This window comes from Ruegeria sp. G10, from assembly GCF_056533645.1.
This window is the reverse complement of the sequence record NZ_JBQFOQ010000008.1, coordinates 183736-207375: the sequence shown is the minus strand read 5'-3', so window position 1 is coordinate 207375 and position 23640 is coordinate 183736. Positions and strand designations below refer to the sequence as shown.

General features: G+C 59.1%; 23 protein-coding genes. 15 read left to right on the top strand and 8 right to left on the bottom strand.

All coding sequences use genetic code 11. The features are described 5' to 3' along the window. Positions 1-29: 29 nt before the first annotated feature. Positions 30-1211, bottom strand: coding sequence for an ABC transporter substrate-binding protein (locus tag ACR0KM_RS15010; protein ID WP_480859309.1), 1182 nt, complete (start codon positions 1209-1211; stop codon positions 30-32). 155 nt (positions 1212-1366) lie between these two features. Here ACR0KM_RS15010 and ACR0KM_RS15005 point away from each other — a divergent pair, with 155 nt between their 5' ends. Further along, positions 1367-2467, top strand: coding sequence for a PQQ-dependent sugar dehydrogenase (locus ACR0KM_RS15005; RefSeq protein WP_480859311.1), 1101 nt, complete (start codon positions 1367-1369; stop codon positions 2465-2467). Here the strand turns inward: ACR0KM_RS15005 and ACR0KM_RS15000 are convergent. After that, positions 2464-3468 (bottom strand): GlxA family transcriptional regulator, encoded by a 1005-nt coding sequence (locus ACR0KM_RS15000; protein WP_480822295.1) that lies wholly within the window; start codon positions 3466-3468, stop codon positions 2464-2466. The two genes, ACR0KM_RS15005 and ACR0KM_RS15000, sit on opposite strands and share 4 nt — an antisense overlap. Before the next feature lie 169 nt (positions 3469-3637). Here ACR0KM_RS15000 and ACR0KM_RS14995 point away from each other — a divergent pair, with 169 nt between their 5' ends. Continuing rightward, positions 3638-5008, top strand: coding sequence for a class II 3-deoxy-7-phosphoheptulonate synthase (locus ACR0KM_RS14995; protein WP_480822293.1), 1371 nt, complete (start codon positions 3638-3640; stop codon positions 5006-5008). A gap of 51 nt (positions 5009-5059) precedes the next feature. Here ACR0KM_RS14995 and ACR0KM_RS14990 read toward each other — a convergent pair whose 3' ends face one another. Next, a complete protein-coding gene (locus tag ACR0KM_RS14990) occupies positions 5060-5734 on the bottom strand; it encodes a PAS domain-containing protein (RefSeq protein ID WP_480859313.1) in 675 nt (224 codons plus the stop codon). A gap of 232 nt (positions 5735-5966) precedes the next feature. Here ACR0KM_RS14990 and ACR0KM_RS14985 point away from each other — a divergent pair, with 232 nt between their 5' ends. The 10 genes from ACR0KM_RS14985 (at position 5967) to phoB (ending at position 15378) form a co-directional block, all read left to right on the top strand. After that, entirely contained in the window at positions 5967-6857 is an 891-nt protein-coding gene (locus ACR0KM_RS14985) for a YicC/YloC family endoribonuclease (RefSeq protein WP_480859315.1), read from the top strand. A 16-nt stretch (positions 6858-6873) separates the two neighbouring features. Then, positions 6874-7515, top strand: a complete 642-nt coding sequence (gmk, locus tag ACR0KM_RS14980) for a guanylate kinase (RefSeq protein WP_480822287.1) — start codon at positions 6874-6876, stop codon at positions 7513-7515. Next, positions 7512-8033, top strand: coding sequence for a gamma carbonic anhydrase family protein (locus ACR0KM_RS14975; protein WP_480859317.1), 522 nt, complete (start codon positions 7512-7514; stop codon positions 8031-8033). Before gmk ends, ACR0KM_RS14975 begins: the two co-directional genes overlap by 4 nt. Positions 8034-8039: 6 nt before the next feature. Next, complete coding sequence (locus ACR0KM_RS14970) at positions 8040-9071, top strand: sensor histidine kinase (protein WP_480859319.1); 1032 nt, start codon at positions 8040-8042, stop codon at positions 9069-9071. 148 nt (positions 9072-9219) lie between these two features. Then, the gene (locus ACR0KM_RS14965; protein WP_480859321.1) at positions 9220-10260 is read left to right on the top strand and encodes a substrate-binding domain-containing protein; all 1041 of its coding nucleotides are present in this window, start codon (positions 9220-9222) and stop codon (positions 10258-10260) included. Positions 10261-10347: 87 nt separating this feature from the next. After that, positions 10348-11820: a phosphate ABC transporter permease subunit PstC gene (gene pstC / locus ACR0KM_RS14960; protein WP_480822279.1), complete on the top strand. Its 1473-nt coding sequence runs from the start codon at positions 10348-10350 to the stop codon at positions 11818-11820. Then, on the top strand, positions 11817-13148 hold the full coding sequence (gene pstA, locus ACR0KM_RS14955) for a phosphate ABC transporter permease PstA (protein WP_480822277.1): 1332 nt from the start codon (positions 11817-11819) through the stop codon (positions 13146-13148). The genes pstC and pstA overlap by 4 nt, the downstream gene beginning before the upstream one ends. A 12-nt stretch (positions 13149-13160) precedes the next feature. Then, positions 13161-13958, top strand: coding sequence for a phosphate ABC transporter ATP-binding protein PstB (gene pstB / locus ACR0KM_RS14950; protein WP_480822275.1), 798 nt, complete (start codon positions 13161-13163; stop codon positions 13956-13958). Between the two features lie 16 nt (positions 13959-13974). Beyond that, positions 13975-14676, top strand: a complete 702-nt coding sequence (gene phoU, locus ACR0KM_RS14945; RefSeq protein WP_480822273.1) for a phosphate signaling complex protein PhoU — start codon at positions 13975-13977, stop codon at positions 14674-14676. Positions 14677-14688: 12 nt separating this feature from the next. Next, positions 14689-15378 (top strand): phosphate regulon transcriptional regulator PhoB, encoded by a 690-nt coding sequence (gene phoB / locus ACR0KM_RS14940; protein WP_480822271.1) that lies wholly within the window; start codon positions 14689-14691, stop codon positions 15376-15378. On the opposite strand, the gene ACR0KM_RS14935 is transcribed toward phoB, so the two are convergent. Then, positions 15375-16286, bottom strand: coding sequence for a LysR family transcriptional regulator (locus ACR0KM_RS14935; RefSeq protein ID WP_480859323.1), 912 nt, complete (start codon positions 16284-16286; stop codon positions 15375-15377). The genes phoB and ACR0KM_RS14935 overlap by 4 nt on opposite strands. Before the next feature lie 96 nt (positions 16287-16382). On the opposite strand from ACR0KM_RS14935, the gene ACR0KM_RS14930 reads away from it, so the two are divergent. Together ACR0KM_RS14930 and ACR0KM_RS14925 are read left to right on the top strand one after the other, a co-directional pair. Further along, a complete protein-coding gene (locus tag ACR0KM_RS14930) occupies positions 16383-17612 on the top strand; it encodes an acyl-CoA dehydrogenase (RefSeq protein WP_480859325.1) in 1230 nt (409 codons plus the stop codon). Between the two features lie 119 nt (positions 17613-17731). Continuing rightward, positions 17732-18499 (top strand): SDR family oxidoreductase, encoded by a 768-nt coding sequence (locus ACR0KM_RS14925; protein ID WP_480859327.1) that lies wholly within the window; start codon positions 17732-17734, stop codon positions 18497-18499. On the opposite strand, the gene ACR0KM_RS14920 is transcribed toward ACR0KM_RS14925, so the two are convergent. The 4 genes from ACR0KM_RS14920 to ACR0KM_RS14905 are packed head-to-tail and all read right to left on the bottom strand — an operon-like array spanning position 18496 to position 22504. Then, on the bottom strand, positions 18496-19362 hold the full coding sequence (locus ACR0KM_RS14920; protein WP_480859329.1) for an acyl-CoA thioesterase: 867 nt from the start codon (positions 19360-19362) through the stop codon (positions 18496-18498). The two genes, ACR0KM_RS14925 and ACR0KM_RS14920, sit on opposite strands and share 4 nt — an antisense overlap. A gap of 49 nt (positions 19363-19411) precedes the next feature. Next, a complete protein-coding gene (locus ACR0KM_RS14915; protein WP_480859330.1) occupies positions 19412-20629 on the bottom strand; it encodes a serine hydrolase domain-containing protein in 1218 nt (405 codons plus the stop codon). Between the two features lie 3 nt (positions 20630-20632). Further along, positions 20633-21661, bottom strand: a complete 1029-nt coding sequence (locus ACR0KM_RS14910) for a phosphotransferase family protein (protein WP_480859331.1) — start codon at positions 21659-21661, stop codon at positions 20633-20635. Between the two features lie 24 nt (positions 21662-21685). Further along, positions 21686-22504 (bottom strand): SDR family NAD(P)-dependent oxidoreductase, encoded by an 819-nt coding sequence (locus ACR0KM_RS14905; RefSeq protein WP_480859332.1) that lies wholly within the window; start codon positions 22502-22504, stop codon positions 21686-21688. 112 nt (positions 22505-22616) lie between these two features. Here ACR0KM_RS14905 and ACR0KM_RS14900 point away from each other — a divergent pair, with 112 nt between their 5' ends. Continuing rightward, positions 22617-23618, top strand: coding sequence for an NADPH:quinone oxidoreductase family protein (locus ACR0KM_RS14900; RefSeq protein ID WP_480859333.1), 1002 nt, complete (start codon positions 22617-22619; stop codon positions 23616-23618). Positions 23619-23640 lie beyond the last annotated feature (22 nt).

Below are 23640 nucleotides of genomic sequence, written 5' to 3'. Positions count from 1 at the left end.
TGCTTGTTTTTATGACTGTTAACCTTGGATCAACGGAAGTTGACGGTTTTGTTCTCGCCGTCGGTGACTTCGATCTCACGATAGGAGCCAGCGCTTTCACCGGGGCCGATCAGCTCAACACCGGACGCGCCGACATAGTCGATCTCCTGACCGGCCGCGAGCAGTTCCAGACCCTTGGCCAGTTCACCCGGATAGATCTTTTCACCCGGAGCGTTGGCGACATCCATGATCTTCGCGCCATACTCGGCCGGGCTGGTCGAGCCTGCGGCCTGCATGGCCAGCATGAACAGCGCCGCCGCGTCATAGGATTCAGGCGAGTAGGGCGACGAGCCGTCGAAACCTGCCGCTTCGGCCATGGCAAAGTACTTCTCGGCACCTTCACCACCCGAGCCAGCGATCTGACCGAACGAGCCGTTCAGGTCCGGACCCACATTGTTGGGCAGCGAGTCACCAATCATGCCGCCGGGCAGACCGAACGTGTCAAACGCGCCGCTGTCCAAGGCCGACTGGATGATGCCTAGGCCGCCTTGGTCCAGATAGCCCGCCACGACCAGAATGTCGCCACCGGCCGAGGCCAGTGCGCCAACTTCAGCCGAGTAGTCGGCCTTGCCGTCTTCGTGCGCTGCGACGATGGTCACTTCGCCACCCGAAGCCTCGAACGAGGACTGGATCGCGTCCGCCAGACCCTTGCCATAGTCGTTGTTGGTGTAGGTCAGAGCGATCGAGCTGATACCACGATCGTTCAGGATGTCTGCCATCACCTGACCTTCACGCGCATCCGATGGGGCCGTGCGGAAGAACAGGCCGTTGTCTTCCATGGTCGACAGACCGGGCGAGGTGGCCGACGGAGAAATCATCACCATGCCATTCGGGATCGCGACGTTCTGCAGAATCGCACCAGTCACGCCCGAGCAGTCGCCGCCGATGATACCGGCAACGCCGTCTGCAATCATGCGCTCACCGTTCGAGGTGGCCAGACCGTTGTCGATGCAGCCCGTGTCGGCGCGGGTTCCGGTGACGGTTGCGCCATCCAGCAGCTTGCCGGATTCGGTGACCTCGGCCATCGCCATCTCGGCGCCCGAACCCATCGCCGGTGCCAGCGATTCGATCGGGCCTGTAAAGCCGAACAACACGCCCAGTTTCACATCCTCGGCCATTGCGGTGCCCGCCAGCAAGGCGGTGGCTGCAGTAGCAGTCAGCAGCTTTTTCATATGGTTACTCCCTATTGTTGTGTGAACGTCTTCGTTCTGGGCATGACCCTAGGCAAGCAATGCAGAAAAGAAAAGTCCTAACGCAAACGTGTTTTTGCAGATCACAAACCTATTTATTCTCATGACGATAGGGCAGTGCACCCGAAGGAGAGATCATGACGTTCCGAGCATTTGCGATTCTTGCCTTGCTGTTCGCCGCTGGTATTACCCGCGCCGATATTCTGGAAACCTCTGAGGGTCCGGTGCGCGTGGATGCGGTGGTAACCGGCCTTGATACGCCTTGGGCGGTCGGGATCATGCCAGATGGTTCTTTTCTGGTAACCGAGCGCGACGGACGCCTGCTTTATATTTCAGATGGCGCGTCGCAAGAGGTTCGCGGGGTTCCCAAAGTCGCTGCAAATGGGCAAGGCGGCTTGCTGGATGTGACCATCGCGCGGGATTTCGCTCAAACGCGCGAGGTGTTTCTAACCTTCTCGAAACCCCAAACAGGGGGCGGTGCGGGCACTGCGCTTGCGGTCGCGCGCCTGTCTGAAAACGGCAAACGTCTGACCAATCTTCGGGTGATATTCGAGGCGAACCCGGGTGGCAGTGGTGGGCGCCATTTCGGTTCGCGCGTGGTCGAGGCAAATGACGGTACACTGTTTGTAACCATCGGAGACCGCGGTGACCGGCCCGAGGCACAGAACAGGTCGAACCACATCGGGTCTATCATTCGGGTCAATAGCGATGGGACGGTGCCATCCGACAATCCTTTTGTCGATCAGGCCGGGGTCAAGCCAGAAATCTGGACCTATGGGCATCGCAATCCGCAGGGCGCCGATCTGGATGCCCGCGGTCGGCTCTGGACCGCCGAACATGGGGCGCGTGGAGGCGACGAAATTAACCTGATCGTGCCGGGACGGAACTATGGCTGGCCGGTAATCTCGTATGGCCGACATTACAACGGTGGTGCGATCGGAGAAGGAACTGCCAAAGAAGGGATGGAGCAGCCACAACACTATTGGGATCCGTCGATCGCGCCGTCGGGTCTGATGATTTATTCCGGAAAACTGTGGCCGGATTGGACGGGTGAACTGTTCGTAGGCTCGCTCAAGTTCGACTATATCTCGCGCCTTTCGGGTGCGTCGCTGCGCGAGGTTGAACAGATCAAGGGCCCCGAAACCGAGCGCGTGCGCGACATCGTCGAGGCCCCGGACGGGTCGATCTGGTTTATCTCGGTCGGGCAGGGGGCGGTGTACCGGATGACATCGGGTTAAACCGAAAGCCGCCCGCTTTGCGCCCCACGCTCACGATAAGGCGTGGTGTTATAGTGCGCCCGGTAGCATTTCGAGAAATGGCTGGGTGATGCAAAACCGCAGGCCAGAGCCACGTTGATCACGCTCATATCCGTCTGCATCAGCAGATTGCGTGCTTTGTGCAGGCGCAACTCCATGTAGTACCGCTTGGGTGAGCGGCTCAGGTAGCGGCGGAATAGCCGTTCTAGCTGCCGGGTCGACATGCCGACGTCTTTGGCCAGGGTCGAGGGCGAGATCGGTTCTTCGATGTTTTTTTCCATCATCAGAATGACCTGGCTCAACTTCGGATGCCGGACGCCGATGCGGGTGGGCGTCGACAAGCGTTGCGTGTCCTGATCGGTGCGGATCGAGGAATAGATCATCTGATCCGCAACCGCGTTGGCAAGATCCTCACCATAGTCATCTGCGATGATCTTGAGCATCAGGTCAATTGACGAGGTCCCGCCCGCTGTGGTCATCCGATTTCCATCAACCTGAAAAACCGATTTGGTCAACTCGACCGAGTCGAATTCTTCCGAAAAACTGTCCGAGTTTTCCCAGTGAATCGTGGCCCGCTTGCCATCCAGCAAACCCGCCTTGGCCAGCGTGTAAGCGGCGGTACACAGACCGCCGATCTTCAGCCCTTTGCGCGCCTCGCGACGGACCCAGTTCAACACGCGTTTGGTGGTAGCGGCCTGCACGTCGACGCCGCCGCAGATCATAATCACTTCGTCGCGCTGCAATTCCGACAGATCCGAATCCAGCTTGAACGTCGTTCCCGCCGAGCAATGCACCACTTCGCCGCCTTCACCGGCCAGCGTCCATGTATAGAGATCCCGGTTCGCCATACGGTTGGCGATACGCAGACTGTCGAGAGCTGATGCGAAGGACAACAGCGAGAACTTATCCAGCAGTACAAATACAAAATTATGCGGCTTGCCCGCGTCGTTATCCACGGTGACAACTTGGCGTTGCTCTTGCATGGCGATGTGTCCTTGATTCGGTGCGCGCCGGGTATAGCACGGCGGCGGATGTGCCTGCCAACATGTTCAAAGCTTGTTTGCGGCGTCAAGAGGCGCAAATGGGATATGGTCTCTCATCAATGCTTTTTGTATAGAGACCACCTGAAATACCTCAGCGGAGATCAAGGCTATGACCGAATGGCAAAAAACGAACTGGCGCAATAAGCCCCGGGTTCAGATGCCAGACTATACCGACGCGGCCGCGCTGGCCAAAGTCGAGGCGCAGCTTTCGCAGTATCCCCCGCTGGTTTTTGCGGGCGAGGCGCGGCGGCTCAAGCAGCATCTGGGGGCCGCAGGCCGGGGTGAGGCGTTCCTGCTGCAAGGTGGCGATTGCGCTGAAAGCTTTGAGCAATTCAGCGCGGATGCGATCCGTGACACGTTCAAGGTGATGCTGCAGATGGCGATGGTGCTGACCTATGGGGCTAAGGTCCCGGTGGTCAAAGTGGGCCGTATGGCGGGTCAGTTCGCCAAGCCGCGCAGCGCCCCGACCGAGGTTGTGGATGGCGTGGAACTGCCCAGCTACCGTGGTGACATCATCAACGAGTTGGACTTCACGCCCGAGGCCCGCATTCCGAATCCATCCAAGATGCTGCAGGCCTACACGCAGGCCGCCGCCACGCTGAACCTGCTGCGGGCTTTCTCGACCGGTGGTTTCGCTGATATGAGCCACGTGCATTCCTGGACCTTGGGCTTTGCCGACGGGCAGGATGTTCAGAAGTACTCCGAGATTGCCGACCGCATTCAGGACTCGATCGATTTCATGGGTGCTGCGGGAATTACCGCCGACACCACGCATGAATTCTCGTCAGTTGAGTTCTACACCAGCCATGAAGGACTGCTGTTGGAGTATGAAGAGGCGCTGACGAGGCTTGATTCCACGTCCGGCAACTGGCTGGCGGGGTCCGGCCACATGATCTGGATCGGTGACCGCACCCGTCAGCCTGACGGCGCGCATGTTGAATTCGCCCGCGGCGTTCTGAACCCGATCGGCCTGAAATGTGGCCCGACGACCAGTGCAGAAGACCTCAAGATTCTGATGTCCAAACTGAACCCCGAAAACGAAGAGGGTCGCCTGACCCTGATCGCACGTTTTGGCGCTGGTAAAGCGGGTGAGCATCTGCCCCGCCTGATCAAGGCCGTCAAAGAAGAGGGAGCCAAGGTCACCTGGGTCTGCGATCCGATGCATGGCAATACGATCAAGTCGGCCACAGGCTATAAGACCCGGCCGTTTGACTCGGTCCTGCGCGAGGTGCGCGACTTCTTTGGCGTGCATCAGGCCGAGGGCACCATCCCCGGTGGTGTGCATTTCGAGATGACCGGTCTGGACGTCACCGAATGCACCGGCGGCGTCCGCGCCGTGACCGAAGAGGACCTCTCGGACCGCTACCACACCGCCTGCGATCCGCGTCTGAACGCGTCGCAATCGCTGGAACTGGCCTTCCTCGTGGCCGAAGAGCTGACCCAGCTGCGCCGTGATCGGAATAAACGCGCGGCAAGCTAAGCGATCACTCAGAACAAATTGAAACGGCGGGTCAGGAACCCGCCGTTTTACTTAATCCTCTCGTGAGGACACCAGTCTCAGATGACGTGGGCGACCGGTGAATTCACTGGGGTCTTCGGCGAAACCCATTGCCGTTTCTGGTGTGGATATTGGCCGCCGGCTCAGATCGGACACCGCGCGCACCCGCTGATCAGCGACCGAGAACCGCCGCGGCGTTGCGCCAATCGCGCCGTCGCTGACCATCACGCCCAGCACCCGACTGACATCGCCTAGATCGCTTTTGAGTGGCAGCAAGATCATCCGTGCCTGCAGGTTGGCACGGCCCAGTTTGCCCTTCGAGACCAACCCAAGCTCGGCCACGGCGGGGGTCGAGAAGACGCGGTTCAGATGGCTTTGGACATCATCCCGCGCGCCGGGTTCAAAGAACGCGGTTAGCGGCATGCCCCGTACCTCCATCCCGGCTAGCTTGTTCAGATGGCTTCCAGCCAGCCGAAACCGTGCCAGACCCGGCGCGATGCGTTCGAGAATGAAGGTATATTCCAGAATATTCTCAAGCCCGCGCGGATCGATCTGCGACCGCATCGGCACATCGTCGCCCCTGAGCAGGGCGGTCCAATAGGCCTCGGCCTGACGGATGGGGGACAGGCTGCGCCCGCTGTCAAATCGGTCCATTGCGACGATCTTTCCGAACTCTGAGCCAGCACCAGTTCCAAAAAAGGTTTTCATTTCATCACCCTACCGTCAATCAGTCGCGATTTTCGTAAAATGCCATCTACCGGGCAAAGCTGGCCTTCACCAGCGTTTCCGACTGTCAAATTGACATGGGTTAATACAATTTTGGAGCAATTCTTTAACGAATGGTTAACCGATCCGCCCTCAGCCGGAAATGAGCAAGGTCTTGCCCCCCACCCGCCGATGGCATTAGGTGCGGCGAGCGGTTTTGACGGAAAGGGCAGGCATGATCAGATCCATGACCGGATTTGCCTCGGGCAAGGGGGCGTTTGGTCCGCATAGCTGGGGGTGGGAGCTGCGCAGTGTAAACGGCAAGGGGCTGGATATGCGCCTGCGCGTGCCGGACTGGCTGACCGGGCTTGAGGCCGCGCTGCGCGCCGATCTGTCGAAGCAAGTGAGCCGGGGCAATGTCACGCTCTCGCTGCGGCTGAACCGGGAAGAAAGCGCGTCAGACATCAAGATCAACATCTCGGCGATGGAGGCCGCGCTGGACGCCCTTGCCCAGACCGAAACAATGGCCGGTGCCCGTGGTATTGCGCTGGCTCCGTCGAAAGCCAGCGAACTTCTGGCACTGAAAGGTATGCTTGAGGCTGGCAGCGAAGAGGATGATCCCGCGCCGCTGGTCGCGCAGTTGCAGGCCGAGTTCGCAGGACTTTTGGCTGCGTTCCTCGACATGCGGCAAGCCGAGGGGCAGGCGCTGGCGGGTATTCTGGAAGGTCAGTTGGACCAGATCGCGCAGCTGACGGACAAGGCCGGCCTTCTCGCCGAGCAGCGGCGGGACGAGATTGCACAGGCCCTGAAGGACAATCTGGCGCGCGTGGTCGACAATGCGCAGGGCGTCGATGCCGAACGGGTGGCGCAGGAACTGGCGCTGATCGCCGTGAAGGCCGACATCACGGAAGAGATCGATCGCTTGGCCGCGCATGTAGTGGCCGCCCGCACGCTGTTGATGCAAGACGGTCCGGTCGGCCGCAAGCTGGATTTCCTGATGCAGGAATTCAACCGCGAGGCCAACACGCTCTGTTCGAAATCGCAAAATGCCGAATTGACTTCAGTTGGGCTGGAGCTGAAGGCGGTGATTGATCAGATGCGCGAACAAGTTCAGAACGTGGAATAGAAACGGGGGCATACTCATGGCGGATCGCCGAGGTCTATTAATCATCCTGTCCTCGCCCTCGGGCGCAGGCAAATCCACACTGGCGCGTCGTTTGATGCAATGGGACAGCGATCTGGAATTCTCGATCTCGGCCACCACCCGCGCCCCGCGTCCCGGCGAGGAACATGGGCGCGAGTATTATTTCCTGTCCGAAGACGCGTTCAAACAACAGGTGGCCGACGGCCAGATGCTGGAACACGCCCACGTCTTCGGCAATTTCTATGGCTCACCTGCCGAGCCGGTGCGCGAGTCGATCAACAAAGGCCGCGACGTGCTGTTCGACGTGGACTGGCAGGGGGAAGTGCAGATCCGAAACTCGGATCTGGGCAAGCACGCACTGTCGATCTTCATTCTGCCGCCCTCGATCCCCGAACTGCGGCGCAGGCTGGAAGGCCGGGGACAGGACAGCGAAGAGGTGATCGCCAAACGGATGCTGAAAAGCTGGGACGAAATCAGCCACTGGGGCTACTACGACTATGTCCTGATCAACGATGATCTGGATGCGACCGAGGAAAAGCTGAAAACCATCGTCAGCGCCGAACGGATGCGCCGCATTCAGCAGCCACGCCTGCAGAACCACATCCGTGCCTTGCAAACGGAATTCGAGGGGCAGTCATGACGATTTACGCCTTGGGCGAACACACGCCGCAAATCCACGAAGACACATGGATCGCCCCGGATGCCAACCTGATCGGGAAAGTTGTGATCGAGCAGGGTGCCTCGGTCTGGTTCGGCTGCACGATCCGCGCTGATCACGAAGAGATTCGCGTCGGCGCGGGCAGCAATGTGCAGGAAGACTGCGTGATGCATGTCGATCCCGGATACCCGCTGACGATCGGTGCCAATTGCACCGTAGGGCATAAGGTGATGCTGCACGGCTGCACCATCGGTGAAAACACTTTGATCGGGATGGGGGCGATCGTTCTGAACGGTGCGAAGATCGGTAAGAACTGTCTGATCGGGGCAGGGGCTTTGATCACCGAGAACAAGGACATCCCTGACAATTCGCTGGTCATGGGGTCGCCCGGCAAGGTGGTTCGGCAGGTGGATCAGGATACCGCCAACCGTCTGACGCTAAGCGCGCTGCATTATCAGGAAAACATGCGCAAGTTTCGCGAAACGCTGAGACCGGTCTGAAAACGCATGACCGACGCTTCTCTTGCCGAGCTGGTTGCAGCCATCCCGATGCCCGCGCTGCTGGTGGACCAGTCCGAGCGGATCGTCGCCGCAAATGCCGAGGCTCGGACGCTGCTGGGTCCGGTGATCGAAGGGCGGCACTTTGCCACGATCCTGCGGCAACCGCAGGTGATTGAGGCGATTGAACAAAGTCTGCGCGCGCGTCAGGGACGCACGGCGCGGCACCTGTCCAATGACGGCGCGCAGGATACGACTTTCGAGGTGCAGTGCCGCTACGTGCCCAGCGCTGGCGCGGTTCTGGCGGTGTTTCAGGACGTCACGCACTTGGAACAGGCTGGCCAGATGCGGCGCGATTTTGTGGCCAATGTCAGCCACGAATTGCGCACGCCGCTGACCGCGCTGATGGGATTCATCGAAACCCTGCGCGGCCCGGCGCGCGACGATACCGCCGCGCGCGAGCGGTTTCTGCAGATCATGGCGGATGAGGCCAACCGGATGAACCGGCTGGTGGGCGACCTGCTATCGCTGAACCGGGTCGAAAGCGAAGAACGGGTGAGGCCCAAAGAGCCACTGGAAATGACCGGCCTGATCCAGTCGACCTTGAACACGCTGCGGCCTCTGGCCGATGATGCCGGGGTGCAACTGTCGCTGGATGCTCCGGACACACCGGTCGAGATGGTCGGCGACAGCGACCAGTTGCGGCAGGTCGTCACCAATCTGGTCGAGAACGCGATCAAATACGGCGGCAGCGGTGGGTCGGTCGAGGTGGTCGTGACGCTGTCCGAGCGCGATACCGCCATGCGTGGCCCTGCCGTGCGGATCAGGATCATCGACCGGGGACCGGGTATCGACGCCACCCATCTGCCGCGCCTGACCGAGCGATTCTATCGCGCCGACAGCCACCGCTCGCGCGAGCTGGGCGGCACGGGGTTGGGGCTGGCGATCGTCAAACATATCGTCAATCGCCATCGCGGTCGGCTGCGCGTCGAAAGTGAGCTGGGGCAAGGGGCCGTATTTACGGTCATCCTGCCGCGCTGACCCATCGTCAAGTTAAGAGATTCTGAGAAAATCCTATCTTGTCATAAAACCGTTACACACTTGTCACAAAAGGCTTACGAGCGCCTTCTAGGGGTTCGCGCAGATCATCATGGGGATGATCAGCACATATCCTTTCAAGGAGACTGAAATGTCCTTTGTTAAACTGTCGGCTTCTGCGCTGGCAATCGCCGCCGTTTCCGCAACCGCTGCTGCTGCACGTGACAACGTTCAGGTTGCTGGCTCGTCCACCGTTCTGCCTTATGCGTCGATCGTCGCCGAGCTGTTTGGCGAAAACACTGACTTCCCGACGCCGGTTGTTGAATCGGGCGGCTCTTCGGCCGGTCTGAAGCGTTTCTGTGAAGGTGTCGGCGAAAACACCATCGACGTTGCAAACGCCTCCCGCGCCATCCGCGAAAAAGAAATCAAAGCCTGCGCCGAAAACGGCGTGACTGACATCATGGAAGTCCGCATCGGCTATGACGGCATCGTATTTGCAAGCCAGCAGACTGGCCCGGCCTTCACCGCGTTCGAGCCGGCTGACATCTACAACGCCATCGGCTCGAAAGTCATGAAAGACGGCGCGCTGGTCGACAACAGCTTTAACTCATGGGCCGAATTCAACGGCGATCTGCCGGACGTTGAAATCGCGATGTTCATCCCGGGCACCAAGCACGGCACCCGTGAAGTGTTCGAAGACAAGGTTCTGCTGGCAGGTTGCGAAACCACCGGCGCTATGGAAGCCATGATTGCTGGCGGCATGAGCGAAGATGACGCCGAAGACGCCTGCCTGGACGTGCGCACCGACGGCAAGTCGGTCGACATCGACGGTGACTACACCGAGACCCTGGCTCGCATCGACACCAACCCCAACGGCATCGGCGTGTTCGGTCTAGCGTTCTACGAGAACAACACCGACAAGCTGAAAGTGGCCACCATGGGCGGTATCGCACCGTCGACCGAGACCATCGCCTCGGGTGAATACCCTGTCTCGCGCCCGCTGTTCTTTTACGTCAAGAAAGCGCATATCGGTGTGATCCCCGGCCTGAAAGAATACGCTCAATTCTTCACCGCTGACGAGATTGCAGGTGGTTCGGGTCCGCTGGCCAACTATGGCCTGGTTGCCGATCCCGAGCTGGCAAAAACTCAGGACGCAATTGCGAACGAAGTGACCATGGGTTCGGGTAGCTGATCCCAATCCCCGTTTGAAATCATCGGGGGTGGCGGTTTCGTCACCCCCGTTTTTTCCCAAATCCCGATCAAGACCTGTGGGGGCGCCATGCCGATTCTTTGGCTCATACTGATCGTGCTTGCGATCGCGGCAATCGGCTATGTACTGGGGCGGACACGCGCCCTTCAGAGCGCCGGAGGCGACAGCCGCAATCTGCATTCCCTGCCATCTTTTTATGGCGCGAATGTTGCGCTGAAAACAATCGTACCGGCCTTTGGTCTGCTGATCATCTGGCTGCTGGTGCAGCCACTTGTCGTAAATTCTCAGGTTTCGGGAATGATCCCCGAAACTGCGGTGAAAGAAGGGTCCTCGCTCAGCCTTGTTATGGCCGAGGTGCGTCGGACCGCGGCGGGTCTGGACAATGCGGTGGCAAGTGGTGCCATCACCGATGATATGGCCCGAAATGCACGGGCTGACGTTACCGATATGACCACGCGGCTTAAAGATGCCGGACAGGTTGTAACCTCTAGCATCACCCAACCTGTCCTGCGCGCCGCACAAAGCTATCGGGTTATGAACGCCACCGGCTATTCGATTATGTCGATTGCCGTTATTGTGGTTGCCCTGCTCGGTGCTGCATTCAGCTGGTTTCAGACGCATTTGGATTACCGCGCCCGCAACGTGGTCGAACAGGGCATTCGCGTGCTGCTGCTGGCGGCGGCGTCGGTTGCGGTTCTGACCACGGTCGGGATCGTGCTGTCCCTTGTGTTCAACACCTGGGAATTCTTCAAGCTATATCCCGCGACGGATTTCTTCTTTGGAACCACTTGGGCGCCCAGCTTCTCGGGCCGTGGTGGTGCCTCGGACCTGGGTATCATACCGCTGCTTTGGGGCACTTTCTACATTTCTCTGGTCGCATTGCTGGTCGCCGTACCCATCGGTTTGTTTGCAGCAATCTATCTCAGTGAATATGCGTCACCTCGCGTGCGCTCGTTTGCCAAGCCGCTTCTGGAAGTGCTCGCCGGTATCCCGACCATCGTCTACGGCCTTTTTGCGCTGCTGACGGTCGGACCGCTGCTGCTGAGCGTTTTCGGCGACAATGGGCTGGGGTGGATGAAAGCCGGTACCGCGGTGATGACCGCCGGGCTGGTCATGGGGATCATGCTGATCCCGTTTGTATCTTCTCTGTCCGATGACATTATCAATGCCGTGCCGCAGGCGATGCGCGACGGATCTTACGGGCTGGGTGCCACGCAGTCCGAGACTATCCGTCAGGTGGTTCTGCCAGCCGCCTTGCCCGGGATCGTCGGGGCGATTCTGCTGGCGGCATCGCGCGCCATCGGCGAGACGATGATCGTGGTTCTGGGGGCGGGGGCCGCAGCGCGCCTTGACCTAAACCCGTTCGAGGCCATGACCACTGTGACCGCCAAGATCGTCAGCCAGCTGACGGGTGACGCAGATTTCGCCTCACCCGAAGCGCTTGTCGCCTTCGCGCTTGGCATGACCCTGTTCGTCCTCACGCTGGGGCTGAACGTCTTCGCCCTTTATATCGTGCGCAAGTATCGGGAGCAGTACGAATGACCGACGCCAGCATGCAAAGCCCCGAATCCGGTCGCCATGCGATCTCGCTAACCGCAACGGATGCGCGCACCAAGAAACGCGCTGCCGCCGAAAAGCGCTTTCGCGCCTATGGGATCGTGGCCATCGCGACGGGCCTGTTCTTTCTGATCGTGCTCTTTGCCTCGATCCTGTCCCAAGGGATACCGGCCTTCCAGCGCACGGTCGTCAGCGTGGAGTTCACCCTGACGCCCGCGCAGCGCGATGAGGCTGAAGGGACGCTGTTCAAGACCAAGGCCTATTCCGATCTGTTTATTTCCGCGCTGAACAAAGAACTCGCCGAAAGCGGCATCAGCGTCGATTTCGACGAGGCCGCGATCGAGCGTCTGCTGGGCAAGGTGGGCGGAACAATCCGTACATTCTATGCCGATAATCCAAGCGCGCTGGGTGAGCCGATCATGTTCGATCTGGCGGCCTCAAGCCGGGTAGACGGGTACTTCAAGGGCCGCGTGTCGCGGGACACGTTGCAAGACAGCCGTTTCCTGCAGCTGAGCGATCTGGATCTGGTCGATGCGCTGAAAGAGGCCGGTATCATCAAACAAGCTTTTAACTGGCCCTTCATCACCGGCGCGGACTCAGGGGTGGACAACCCCGGTGGCGCGGGCATTGGGGCCTCGGTCGTCGGCTCGTTTTTCATGATGCTGGTGGTGCTGGCGCTTTCGCTGCCCATCGGTGTGGCCGCATCGATCTATCTTGAGGAATTCGCGCCGCAGAACCGCTTCACCGACCTGATTGAGGTGAACATCTCGAACCTTGCTGCGGTTCCGTCCATCGTGTTCGGTATCCTTGGTCTGGCGGTGTTCATCCAGTTCATGCACTTGCCGCAATCGGCCCCTCTGGTCGGTGGTCTGGTGCTGACGCTGATGACGTTGCCGACGATCATCATCTCGACCCGCGCTTCGCTGAAAGCCGTGCCACCATCGATCCGGGACGCGGCGCTGGGGGTAGGGGCCTCGAAAATGCAGGCTGTGTTCCATCATGTCCTGCCGCTGGCCGCGCCCGGTATCCTGACCGGAACGATCATTGGTCTGGCGCAGGCGCTGGGGGAAACCGCACCGCTGTTGCTGATTGGGATGGTTGGCTTTGTCGCCCGTGGCTACCCCGATGGCTTCCTTGCCGGATTCACCGAACCGAACTCGGCGATGCCAGCACAGATTTACACTTGGGCCGCACGTGCCGACGTCGGCTTTTATGAGAAAGCCTGGGGCGGCATTATCATCCTTTTGATGTTCCTGCTGACCATGAATATCATCGCTATCATCCTGCGCCGCCGCTTTGAACGCCGCTGGTAAATGGAGGCCAACATGAACGACATGACACGAGTGGAGAGAGCCGTGGACTCCAAAGACATCAAGATAAACGCCAAAGGGGTTCAGGTCTATTACGGCGATACCCACGCCATCAAGGACGTTGACGTCGAAATCGAAGACAAGACCGTCACCGCGTTTATCGGCCCCTCGGGCTGTGGGAAGTCGACCTTTCTGCGCTGCCTGAACCGGATGAACGACACCATCGATATCTGCCGGGTGCAGGGTGACATTCTGCTGGACGGCGAAGACATCTATGACAAGCGCGTCGACCCGGTGCAGCTGCGCGCCAAGGTAGGCATGGTGTTTCAGAAACCCAACCCGTTTCCCAAGTCGATCTACGACAATGTGGCCTACGGCCCGCGAATCCACGGGCTTGCAAAGAACAAGGCGGAACTGGACGAGATCGTGGAAAAATCCCTGCGCCGTGGCGCGATCTGGGATGAGGTCAAGGACCGTCTGGATGCGCCCGGCACCGGCCTTTCGGGCGGTCAGCAGCAGCGTCTATGCATCGCCCGCGCCGTGGCGACCGAGCCCGAGGTTCTGCTGATGGACGAACCGTGCTCGGCGCTTGATCCGATTGCAACCGCGCAGGTTGAAGAGCTGATTGACGAGCTGCGCTCGCGCTATTCGGTGGTGATTGTGACGCATTCGATGCAGCAGGCTGCGCGGGTCAGTCAAAAGACGGCGTTCTTCCATCTGGGTAACTTGGTTGAGTTTGGTGAAACCGGGCAGATCTTCACGAACCCCGAAGACCCCCGGACCGAAAGCTATATCACCGGCCGGATCGGCTGAGCACAGGAATACTGCAATGAGCGAACAACATATTGCATCGGTTTTCGACCGGGATCTCGAGGCCATTCAGGCGCATATCATGAAGATGGGCGGTTTGGTCGAGGCCGCCATCATGGGGGCCGCGCGGTCGCTGGAAACCCGTGACGAGGAACTGGCGAAAGAGGTGCGTCAGGGCGACAAGGCCATTGACGCTCTGGAAGAGGTGATCGACGAAGAAACCGCGCGTCTGATCGCGCTGCGGGCGCCAACGGCAGGCGATTTGCGTCTGGTGTTGTCGGTTCTGAAAGTGTCGGGCAACCTTGAACGGATTGGCGATTACGCCAAGAACATCGCCAAACGGACCACGGTTCTGGTCAATGCCGGTGAAATCAACGGCAGCGCTGCTGCCCTGCGCCGGATGGCGCGTGAGGTCGAGCTGATGCTGCGCGACGCGCTGGACGCTTATATCCAGCGCGATGCCGAACTGGCAGAGGATGTGATTGAACGCGATCTCGAGGTGGACCAGATGTATAATGGCCTGTTTCGCGAGTTCCTGACATTTATGGCAGAGGATCCGCGCAACATCTCGTCCTGCATGCATTTGCATTTCATCGCCAAGAACATCGAACGCATGGGTGATCACGTCACCGCCATCGCCGAGCAGGTCGTCTATCTGGTCACTGGCGAGCGCCCCTCAGAGGCGCGCCCCAAGGCCGACAACACCTCGCAAACGATCTAGGAGGCCGACATCATGTCTGCTGAGCAACCGACGGTGCTGGTGGTTGAGGACGAATTGGCTCAGCGAGAGGTGCTGGCCTATAATCTGGACGCCGAGGGTTTTCGCGTCACGCGCGCCGAAAATGGTGAAGAGGCGTTGCTGCTGGTTGAAGAAGACCGCCCGGATATCATCGTCCTGGACTGGATGATGCCAAACCTCAGCGGGATCGAGGTCTGCCGCCGCCTTAAGACGCGGCCAGATACCCGCTCGATCCCGATCATCATGTTGTCGGCGCGCTCCGAAGAGGTCGACAAGGTGCGGGGGCTGGAAACCGGCGCGGATGACTATGTGGTCAAGCCGTATTCGGTGGTTGAACTGATGGCCCGCGTGCGGACGCAACTGCGCCGGGTGCGCCCGGCGACGGTGGGCCTCCGTCTGGAATTCGATGACATCATCCTTGATTCCGAGACCCACAAAGTGAGCCGGGACAACAAGCCGCTGAAGCTCGGCCCGACCGAGTTTCGCCTGCTCAGCACCTTCATGGAAAAACCGGGCCGGGTCTGGAGCCGTGAGCAGTTGCTGGATCGGGTCTGGGGCCGCGATATCTATGTCGATACCCGTACCGTGGACGTCCATATCGGCCGCTTGCGCAAGGCTCTGACTCAGCATGGCGGCGAAGACCCGGTGCGCACGGTGCGCGGGGCAGGGTACGCTTTGGGCTAACGCGGTAACGCCTCGTCGGTCTGGGCCTGAGAGGCGAGCCAATGTCGGAACTGACGCAACGACTCGTCGTGTGATTTGTCATGAGGCCAAACCAGATAATAGGCGCCCATCGTCTCAATGGCGTCCGGAAAGGCCGCGACCAGCTTGCCGGTGGCCAGGTCCTGTTCGATCAGATAGTTCGGCAGCAGTGCCACGCCCAGACCATGCAGCGCGGCCTGGTTTATTGTGTTGAACTGATCATGCACCGTGCCGGGCAGCGGGTGCGGTGGCGTGACTCCCATCTGTCGGAACCAGTCCTGCCAGGCCTGCGGACGCGTCTGGATATGCAGCAATGGCAATTTCAACAAATCGCCAGGAGATGACGGCGCCCCCTGCGGCAACAATTCGGGCGCGCAGACCGGCAGCACGCGTTCCATCCTAAGCAGCAACCGATCCGTTCCCGGCCAATCTGGTTCGCCGAAATGTAGTGCAGCATCAAAAGGTTCTGATGCAAAGTTGAACGGCCTCAGCCGTGTGGTCATATTGATGGTGATGTCGGGATGCAAACGCGCGAAGTCCGGCAGGCGCGGCACCAGCCAGCGCATCCCGAAGGTGGGCAGGATGGCAAGGTTCAAGGTCCCGCCAACCGGTGAGACATGCAGTTTCAGTGCCGCCTGCGCTATTTGCGCCAAAGCAGGCCGAATTTCCTCTACATAATCCTGTCCAACCTTGGTCAGCGATAACCGCTTTCTGTCACGGCTGACGAGCTCTGCGCCCAGATGCGCCTCAAGCGTTTGCAACTGCCGACTGACCGCGCTCTGCGTCAATGCCATTTCATCGGCAACCGCCGAGGCTGACCCCAGCCGGTCCAGCGCCTCTAGGGCGCGCAGGGCGGAAATCGGGGGCAGGATAGGGCGGCGCATGCTCATCTATGCGTTTTACTCATGGAAATGTGCAAATGTCTCGATGTTTTTTGCGTAAATATCAGATTATGCTGCGCGCGACACCATATTCGGAGACACAGTATGAACGCGCCAGAGACCAAACCTGTTCTGCGGGCCAAAGACGCGCCTGAACTGGGCAACTTCACTTGGGATGATCCGTTTCGCCTGGCCGACCAACTGGAAGAAGAGGAACGCCTGATCGCCGACAGCGCCCGTGCTTATGCTCAGGAAAAACTGCAGCCGCGTGTTACGCAGGCGTTCCAGAATGAGGAAACCGACCCGGAAATCTTCCGTGAAATGGGCGAAATGGGCCTGTTGGGAACGACAATCCCCGAGGAATACGGCGGCATCGGCGCGGGATACGTAAGCTATGGCTTGGTCGCGCGAGAGGTTGAGCGCGTGGATTCAGGCTATCGCTCGATGATGTCCGTTCAAAGCTCGCTGGTGATGTATCCGATCTATGCTTATGGCAGCGAAGAACAACGCCGCAAATATTTGCCGAAACTGGCCAGCGGTGAATGGATCGGTTGTTTTGGACTGACCGAGCCGGATGCCGGTTCGGACCCCGCCGCGATGAAAACCCGGGCCGAGAAGATCGATGGCGGCTATCGTCTGACCGGGACCAAGATGTGGATCTCGAACGCTCCGATCGCCGATGTGTTTGTTGTCTGGGCGAAGTCGGATGCCCATGACGGCAAAATCCGCGGCTTTGTTCTGGACAAAGGCATCAAAGGCCTGAGCGCGCCGAAAATCGAGAACAAACTGAGCCTTCGGGCCTCAATCACCGGCGAGATCGTTATGGATGGGGTAGAGGTCGGTGAAGAGGCGCTGTTGCCTTATGTTCAGGGCCTGAAAGGGCCGTTCGGCTGCCTGAACCGCGCACGCTATGGCATCAGCTGGGGCGTTATGGGCGCGGCCGAGGCCTGCTGGTACGGCGCGCGGCAATACGGTCTGGACCGCAAACAGTTCAATCGACCATTGGCGCAGACACAGCTGTTCCAGCGCAAACTGGCAGAGATGCAGACGGAAATCGCTCTGGGTCTGCAGGCCAGCCTGCGTGTTGGACGTCTGATGGATCAGGCTGAAGCTGCGCCCGAGATGATTTCAATCATCAAACGCAACAATTGCGGCAAGGCATTGGACATCGCGCGTATGTCACGGGACATGCACGGCGGCAACGGTATCTCGCTGGAATTCCAAGTGGTGCGCCACATGATCAATCTGGAAACGGTGAACACTTATGAGGGGACGCATGACGTGCACGCGCTGATCCTGGGGCGGGCACAGACTGGGTTGCAGGCGTTTTATTGAAGGATTCTATAAAACGTATAATCATGATTATGTAAAATCAGGACCACCGTTAGGACATCTGCACTAGCGGTGGTTTTTCAACCTGTTACGCTGCATTCTGGACATGAGCTGAGACAGAGATGCATCTGAAAGATAAGACAGTTGTCGTCACCGGCGCTGCCGGCGGAATTGGCAAAGGACTTGCCGAGCGTTTTGCTGAAGAAGGTGCGCGTATCGTTTGCGCGGATATCGATTTGGCCGGCGCGCAGCGCGTTGCGGGGCAAATCGACGGCCATGCAATCCGCTGTGATGTTGCGGTTGAAGACGATATCCGCGACCTGATCGAAACTGTCGAAGACACCATCGCGCCGATAGACCTGTTTTGTGCGAATGCTGGTATCCTGACACTTGGCGGGCTTGATGTTGCTGACGCTGAATGGGATCGTATCTGGCAGATCAACGTCATGTCGCATGTCTGGACCGCGCGCCATTTGATACCGCGTATGATCGCACGTGGCGCCGGATATCTTATGGTGACCGCGTCGGCTGCCGGGCTGCTCAATCAACCGGGTGCCGCGCCTTATGGCGTGACGAAACATGCAGCCGTGGGGTTCGCCGAATGGCTGGCCTTGACCTACGCGCACAAAGGACTCAGGGTTTCGGTTCTTTGCCCTCAGGCGGTGCGCTCGGATATGACGCGCGGACATGAGAACTCGGTCGCGGCAATCGACGGTATGCTTGAGCCCGCCGCGGTGGCACAAGCCTGCGTCGAGGCGCTGGCGGACGAAAGGTTTCTTATTTTGCCGCATCCTCAGGTGCTGGACTATCTGCGTCTGAAGGCGGCTGACTACGACCGTTGGATTGAGGGGATGTCGAATTTAAATCAAAAGTTTAGCAGAGAAAACTAACGTCTTTTGCGGCGTCTCAGCAAGCCTTCCTGTGCCACAGATGCAACCAAGGTACCGTCCTGCGCATAGATTGACCCTCGGTTGAAGCTGCGCCCCTGCCCCGTCCACGGCGATTCCATCGCATAGAGATGCCAATCCTGAAACCGCACCGGTGCATGGAACCAGATCGCGTGATCCAGACTGGCACCGTCAATCTCTCCGGTGAACCAGCTCAGGCCATGCGGTCGCATGCCGGAACTCAGCAAGCTCATGTCAGACGCATATGCCAACAGCAGGTGTTGTGTAACCCGATCGGCCTGCGCGGCGGCCTTCATGCGAAACCAGACATGGTTGCGGTCTTCCGCTTTTTCCGGTGAGAACAGGTCCAGCGGCGCAACATCCCGCACTTCAATCGGGCGCTCACGCAGAAGCTCGGTTCTGAGCGAGTCCGGTACCCGATCGAGGTATCGCTTTCGTAATTCGTCGCGTGAGGGGTGCGTTTCGGGCGCCTCAATTGCGGGCATTGGATGTTGGTGATCCCAACCGTCATCCTGTTTGTGAAACGAGGCTGACAGGTTCAGGATTTGCTTTCCGTGTTGGATCGCGACAACCCGACGGGTGGTGAAAGATCCGCCATCCCGCGCGCGATCTACTTGATAAATAACCGGAATTGACGGATCACCGGGTCGGATGAAATAGGCATGCAATGAATGACACAGCCTGTCGTCGACCGTTCTGTAGGCTGCGGCTAACGCCTGTGCGATCACCTGCCCGCCGAAGATGCGCGTGGGCGTTTCTCCGCCAGAGCCGGTGCCGCGAAACAGGTCAACCTCAAGCGCTTCGATGTCGAGTAGGTCAAGCAGAATGCGTTCAGCTTCGGTCATATGCGGGTCTCCGGTATGGTCGCGTCTTCCGCTATCATCCGTGCTGGGATCATTCAACGAGGGCCCCGTGCACAAGCGCCTTCAATTCGGCCCGCGAAGGGTATGAGCTGGACGGCGACAGCTGGGTAAAGAAAACCACCGAGAAATCGTGAACTGGGTCCACCCAGAAATAGGTCGAGGCCATGCCGCCCCAACCGAAATCACCGACCGAGCCCGGACACCGCAGGCGCGCCGGGTCAAGCACCACGGCCCCCCCGATACCAAACCCTGTACCCTCCATGGGTTGTTCGGCAAAGCTCTGCGGTCCCATTGATGCAATGTCGCCCGGCAAGTGATTGCGCATCATGAATTCTATGGTCTTTGGCCCCAGTATCCGCTGGTTTTTCCCGGCGCCCTTTTTGCGCAGCATCTCCGCGAAACGGCCGTAATCGTCGATCGTGCTGATCAACCCGCCACCGCCAGAAAAAGTGGTTGCGGCTTCAAACGGCGACTTGCCAGCACAGTCCACAAGGCGCAGTGTATCGCCCCCCGTTTTGGCTGTGTTCAACGCCATCGCATCGCCTTCCAGCGGAGTGTAGAGCGAGGCGAACCGATCCCCTGCCCCGTCCGGCACCGAAAAACCGGTTTCATGCATGCCCAGGGGCACGAATATATGTTCGGCCAGAAAACGGTCCAGCGGCTGTCCTGATGCGACCTCGATCACGCGACCGATCACGTCGATACCAACCGAGTACTCCCACCGCGGACCGGGCTGAAAAGCCAATGGCAACGTGGCCAGCAGCTTCACACGATCCGCAAGAGGGCCCTGCGCCGGTGAGAATATCAAATCCAGCTCATCCATCGCCTTGGGCAGCAACCCCGGATTAAACGGATAGCTCAGCCCGCTGGTATGAGTCAGCAACTGATGCAGGGTTGGCGTCGGCGCGGGCTCGGTCTGGTCCAGATGCGTGGCGTCCGCGATCAGGGCTTGCATCGATTGAAACTCGGGCAGGAACTCGGACACGGGCGTGTCGAGATGGAACATGCCCCGTTCGACCAACATCATAAGCGCGACCGAGGCCACGGGTTTGGTCATCGAGTAGATGCGTACGAGACTATCACGCTGAAACGGTAGGTTCTTTTCCAGACAGCGGCGGCCGCAGGAATGAAAGTACGCTTCTTTCCCCTCCTGCTGGATCAGCAAGCTGCTACCGGCGTATTTTCTCTCGTCCACATATCGCTGCATCCAGTCCTGAATGCGCGGCAGTGCCGATGCATCGAATGTCATGGTCTATTCCTCCAGCGCCGACAGGCCATGTTGCGCAAAGACCGGTACATAGGCACCGAAGGCGCGTGCCCGTGCGGGGTCCGACGCGTTGCCGTCCAGCGACCGTTTGTAGACCCCTTGAAGAATCGCCGCCATACGGAAGAAGTTGAAGGCAAGATAGAAGCCGAAATTGTCGATGCCTGGCAGGCTGCGTCGGCGACAATATTCGGCGATAAACGCTTGGTCAGACGGCAACCCGAGAGCGTCCCGATCCACCCCCGCCAGTCCGCGCCCTTCCTTGCCCGGTGGCAATTGCCACTGCATGATCACAGCCGCAAGATCTGCATAGGGGTGGCCAATGGTCGATAGCTCCCAATCCAGCAGGCCGACACAGGTCGTTCCATTGTGTTCGAACAGCATATTGTCGATACGGTAGTCGCCGTGAACCAGTGTTCTCTGACCGTCATCTGCTGGAATCTGAAGTTCAAGCTTGTCAATCAAGCTGTTCATTTTGCTTATGCTTTCGGTTTCCGATGCCCGATACTGCTTGGTCCAGCGCCCGATCTGCCGCTCGAAGTAGTTTCCCGGAGGGCCGAAATCTGACAAGCCTGCAGTGTCGATATCAACCATGTGCAGCTCGGCCAGAACGCGGTTCATCTCGTGCAATATGCCTGTGCGGGTGGCGTTGTCCTCGCCTTTCATGACGGGGTCTACGAATGAACGCCCGTCCAGATGCTCCATCACATAAAAGGCCGAGCCGATGATATCGTCGTCTTCGCACAGCAGGTGCATACGCGGCACCGGTACCTTGGAACGGGTCAGAGCGTTTTGAACGCGGAATTCTCTGTCCACTGCATGGGCAGACTTAAGCAACACGCCCGCTGGCTTGCGCCGAAGAACATAGGTCTTGGTTGGCGTTCGCAGCAGATAGGTTGGGTTTGATTGACCCACCGTGAATTTTTCTGCTTCAAGCGGGCCCTGATAGCCGGGGAGATGTTGTTTAAGATAGGCATCTACTGCATTAATATTAAGTCTGTTTTGTTGATCACTCATCCCAAGCCCAAACGTTTGAAACCGCTATAGCGCGTCGGCAAATATGTTGCCGCCGCTTTGCACATTGATCCCACCTGAAACAGGCAGGACCGCCCCGGTCACATAGCTGCCGCCGCGCCCACAGAGAAACAGCACGCAGCCACCGATATCTTCGGCGCGCCCTACGCGGCCCAGCGGGACGGATTTGCCGACACGTTCGCGCTTGTCGACATCTTCGGTGGCAAATGCCGTCATGCGCGACACAAACGGCCCCGGTGCAAGCGCATTCACCGTGACGCGGTAGGGTGAAAGCTCTTTGGCCATGATTTTGGTCAGATGGATCACAGCCGCCTTCGAGGCAGAATAGCTGTAAGCGCCGTCCCCCATTGGTGTTTCTCCCATTACCGAGCCCACGTTGATCACACGCGCCGGGTCGTCGTCCGAGGCGGATTTCATCAGCAGCGGCAGCAGTTTTTGGGTCAGATCGAAAATTCCCGCGACATTGACTGACATCACCTTGTCCCATGCCGCATACGGGAACTGGCCCATTGGTGCGCCCCAGGTCACGCCTGCATTATTCATCAGGATTTCAAGTGTTTCCACGCGGCCCTTCACTTCGGACACCAGCGCATCTATGCCGTCTTCACTGCCGATGTCTGCGGCGAACCCTTCGGCGGATCCCGGCGCATTCAATGCGTTTAACTCTGCTGCAACATCTGCGCATGCATCGCCCTTGCGCGAGGCGATCAGCACATGCGCACCGGCACGCACCAGGGCTTCTGCGGCCATCCGGCCGATGCCCGTCGCGCCGCCCGTGACCAGCGCGGTTTTGCCATCCAATGAAAACAATGCTTCAGGCGTCATGAGCTCTCCTTTGCCCGGATACCGTTACGGAAGGTGGAACGTCATCTTCTTGACAACCCCCGCCTGTAATCCAACGATTTCAGGACCACCGAAGCAAGGGGCAACAGAAAACATGCAGACATTACTCAGCGTCACAGCAGGCGGCCCTGAAACCCTTGAACTGAGCGCCCTGCCCGATCCGGCGCCCGCTCGGGGTGAATTGCTGATCCGCGTGCATGCGGCTGGTGTGAATTTTCCCGACACCCTGATCATACGCGATCTGTACCAGATGAAGCCACCGCGCCCGTTTGCGCCCGGCGGAGAGATTTCCGGTGAAGTGATTGGGGTTGGCGATGGTGTAAAGGGCTTCGCGCCGGGCGATCGGATTCTGGCGCTTACCGGACATGGGGGGTTCTCGACCCACTTGACGATCAAGGCCGCGACTGCGGTGAAAATCCCTGATGCCATGCCATTTGACGATGCGGCCTGTTTTGTTTTCACCTACGGCACCTCTTATCATGCGCTCAAAGATCGCGCGGCTTTGAAGGCCGGAGAGACGGTGCTGGTGTTGGGTGCCGCCGGTGGTGTTGGATCCGCTGCGATAGAGCTTGCCAAGGCGATGGGTACACGCGTGATCGCGGCGGTGTCTTCTGCAGACAAGGCAGAGTTCTGCAAAGAGATCGGCGCGGATGAAACGCTGATCTATCCGCGCGACCCGGACCGGGATGCTCAAAAGGCGCTTTCGGTCGAGATCAAATCGTTGGCTGGGGGCGAAGGAGTGGATGTGGTTTATGACGCCGTGGGCGGAGCATATGCCGAACCCGCTTTGCGCAGCATGGCTTGGGAAGGTCGCTATCTGGTTGTTGGATTTCCGGCCGGCATCCCGAGCCTGCCGCTGAACCTGACCTTGCTGAAAGGCTGCCAGATCGTCGGTGTATTCTGGGGCGCTTCGGTGTTTCGCGATCCCAAGGGGCATGCCGAGAATCTTGCGCAACTCTTCGCGCTATATGGTGCCCAGAAGATCGCACCACGGATCACCGCGCGGTTCCCGCTTGAGCGCGCGTCCGAGGCTCTGGTGGTTTTGGAGCAACGTTCGGTCCTTGGCAAAATCGTGGTTACGATGCCCAGTATGTGACCAAGTCACTTTTCAGAAATAA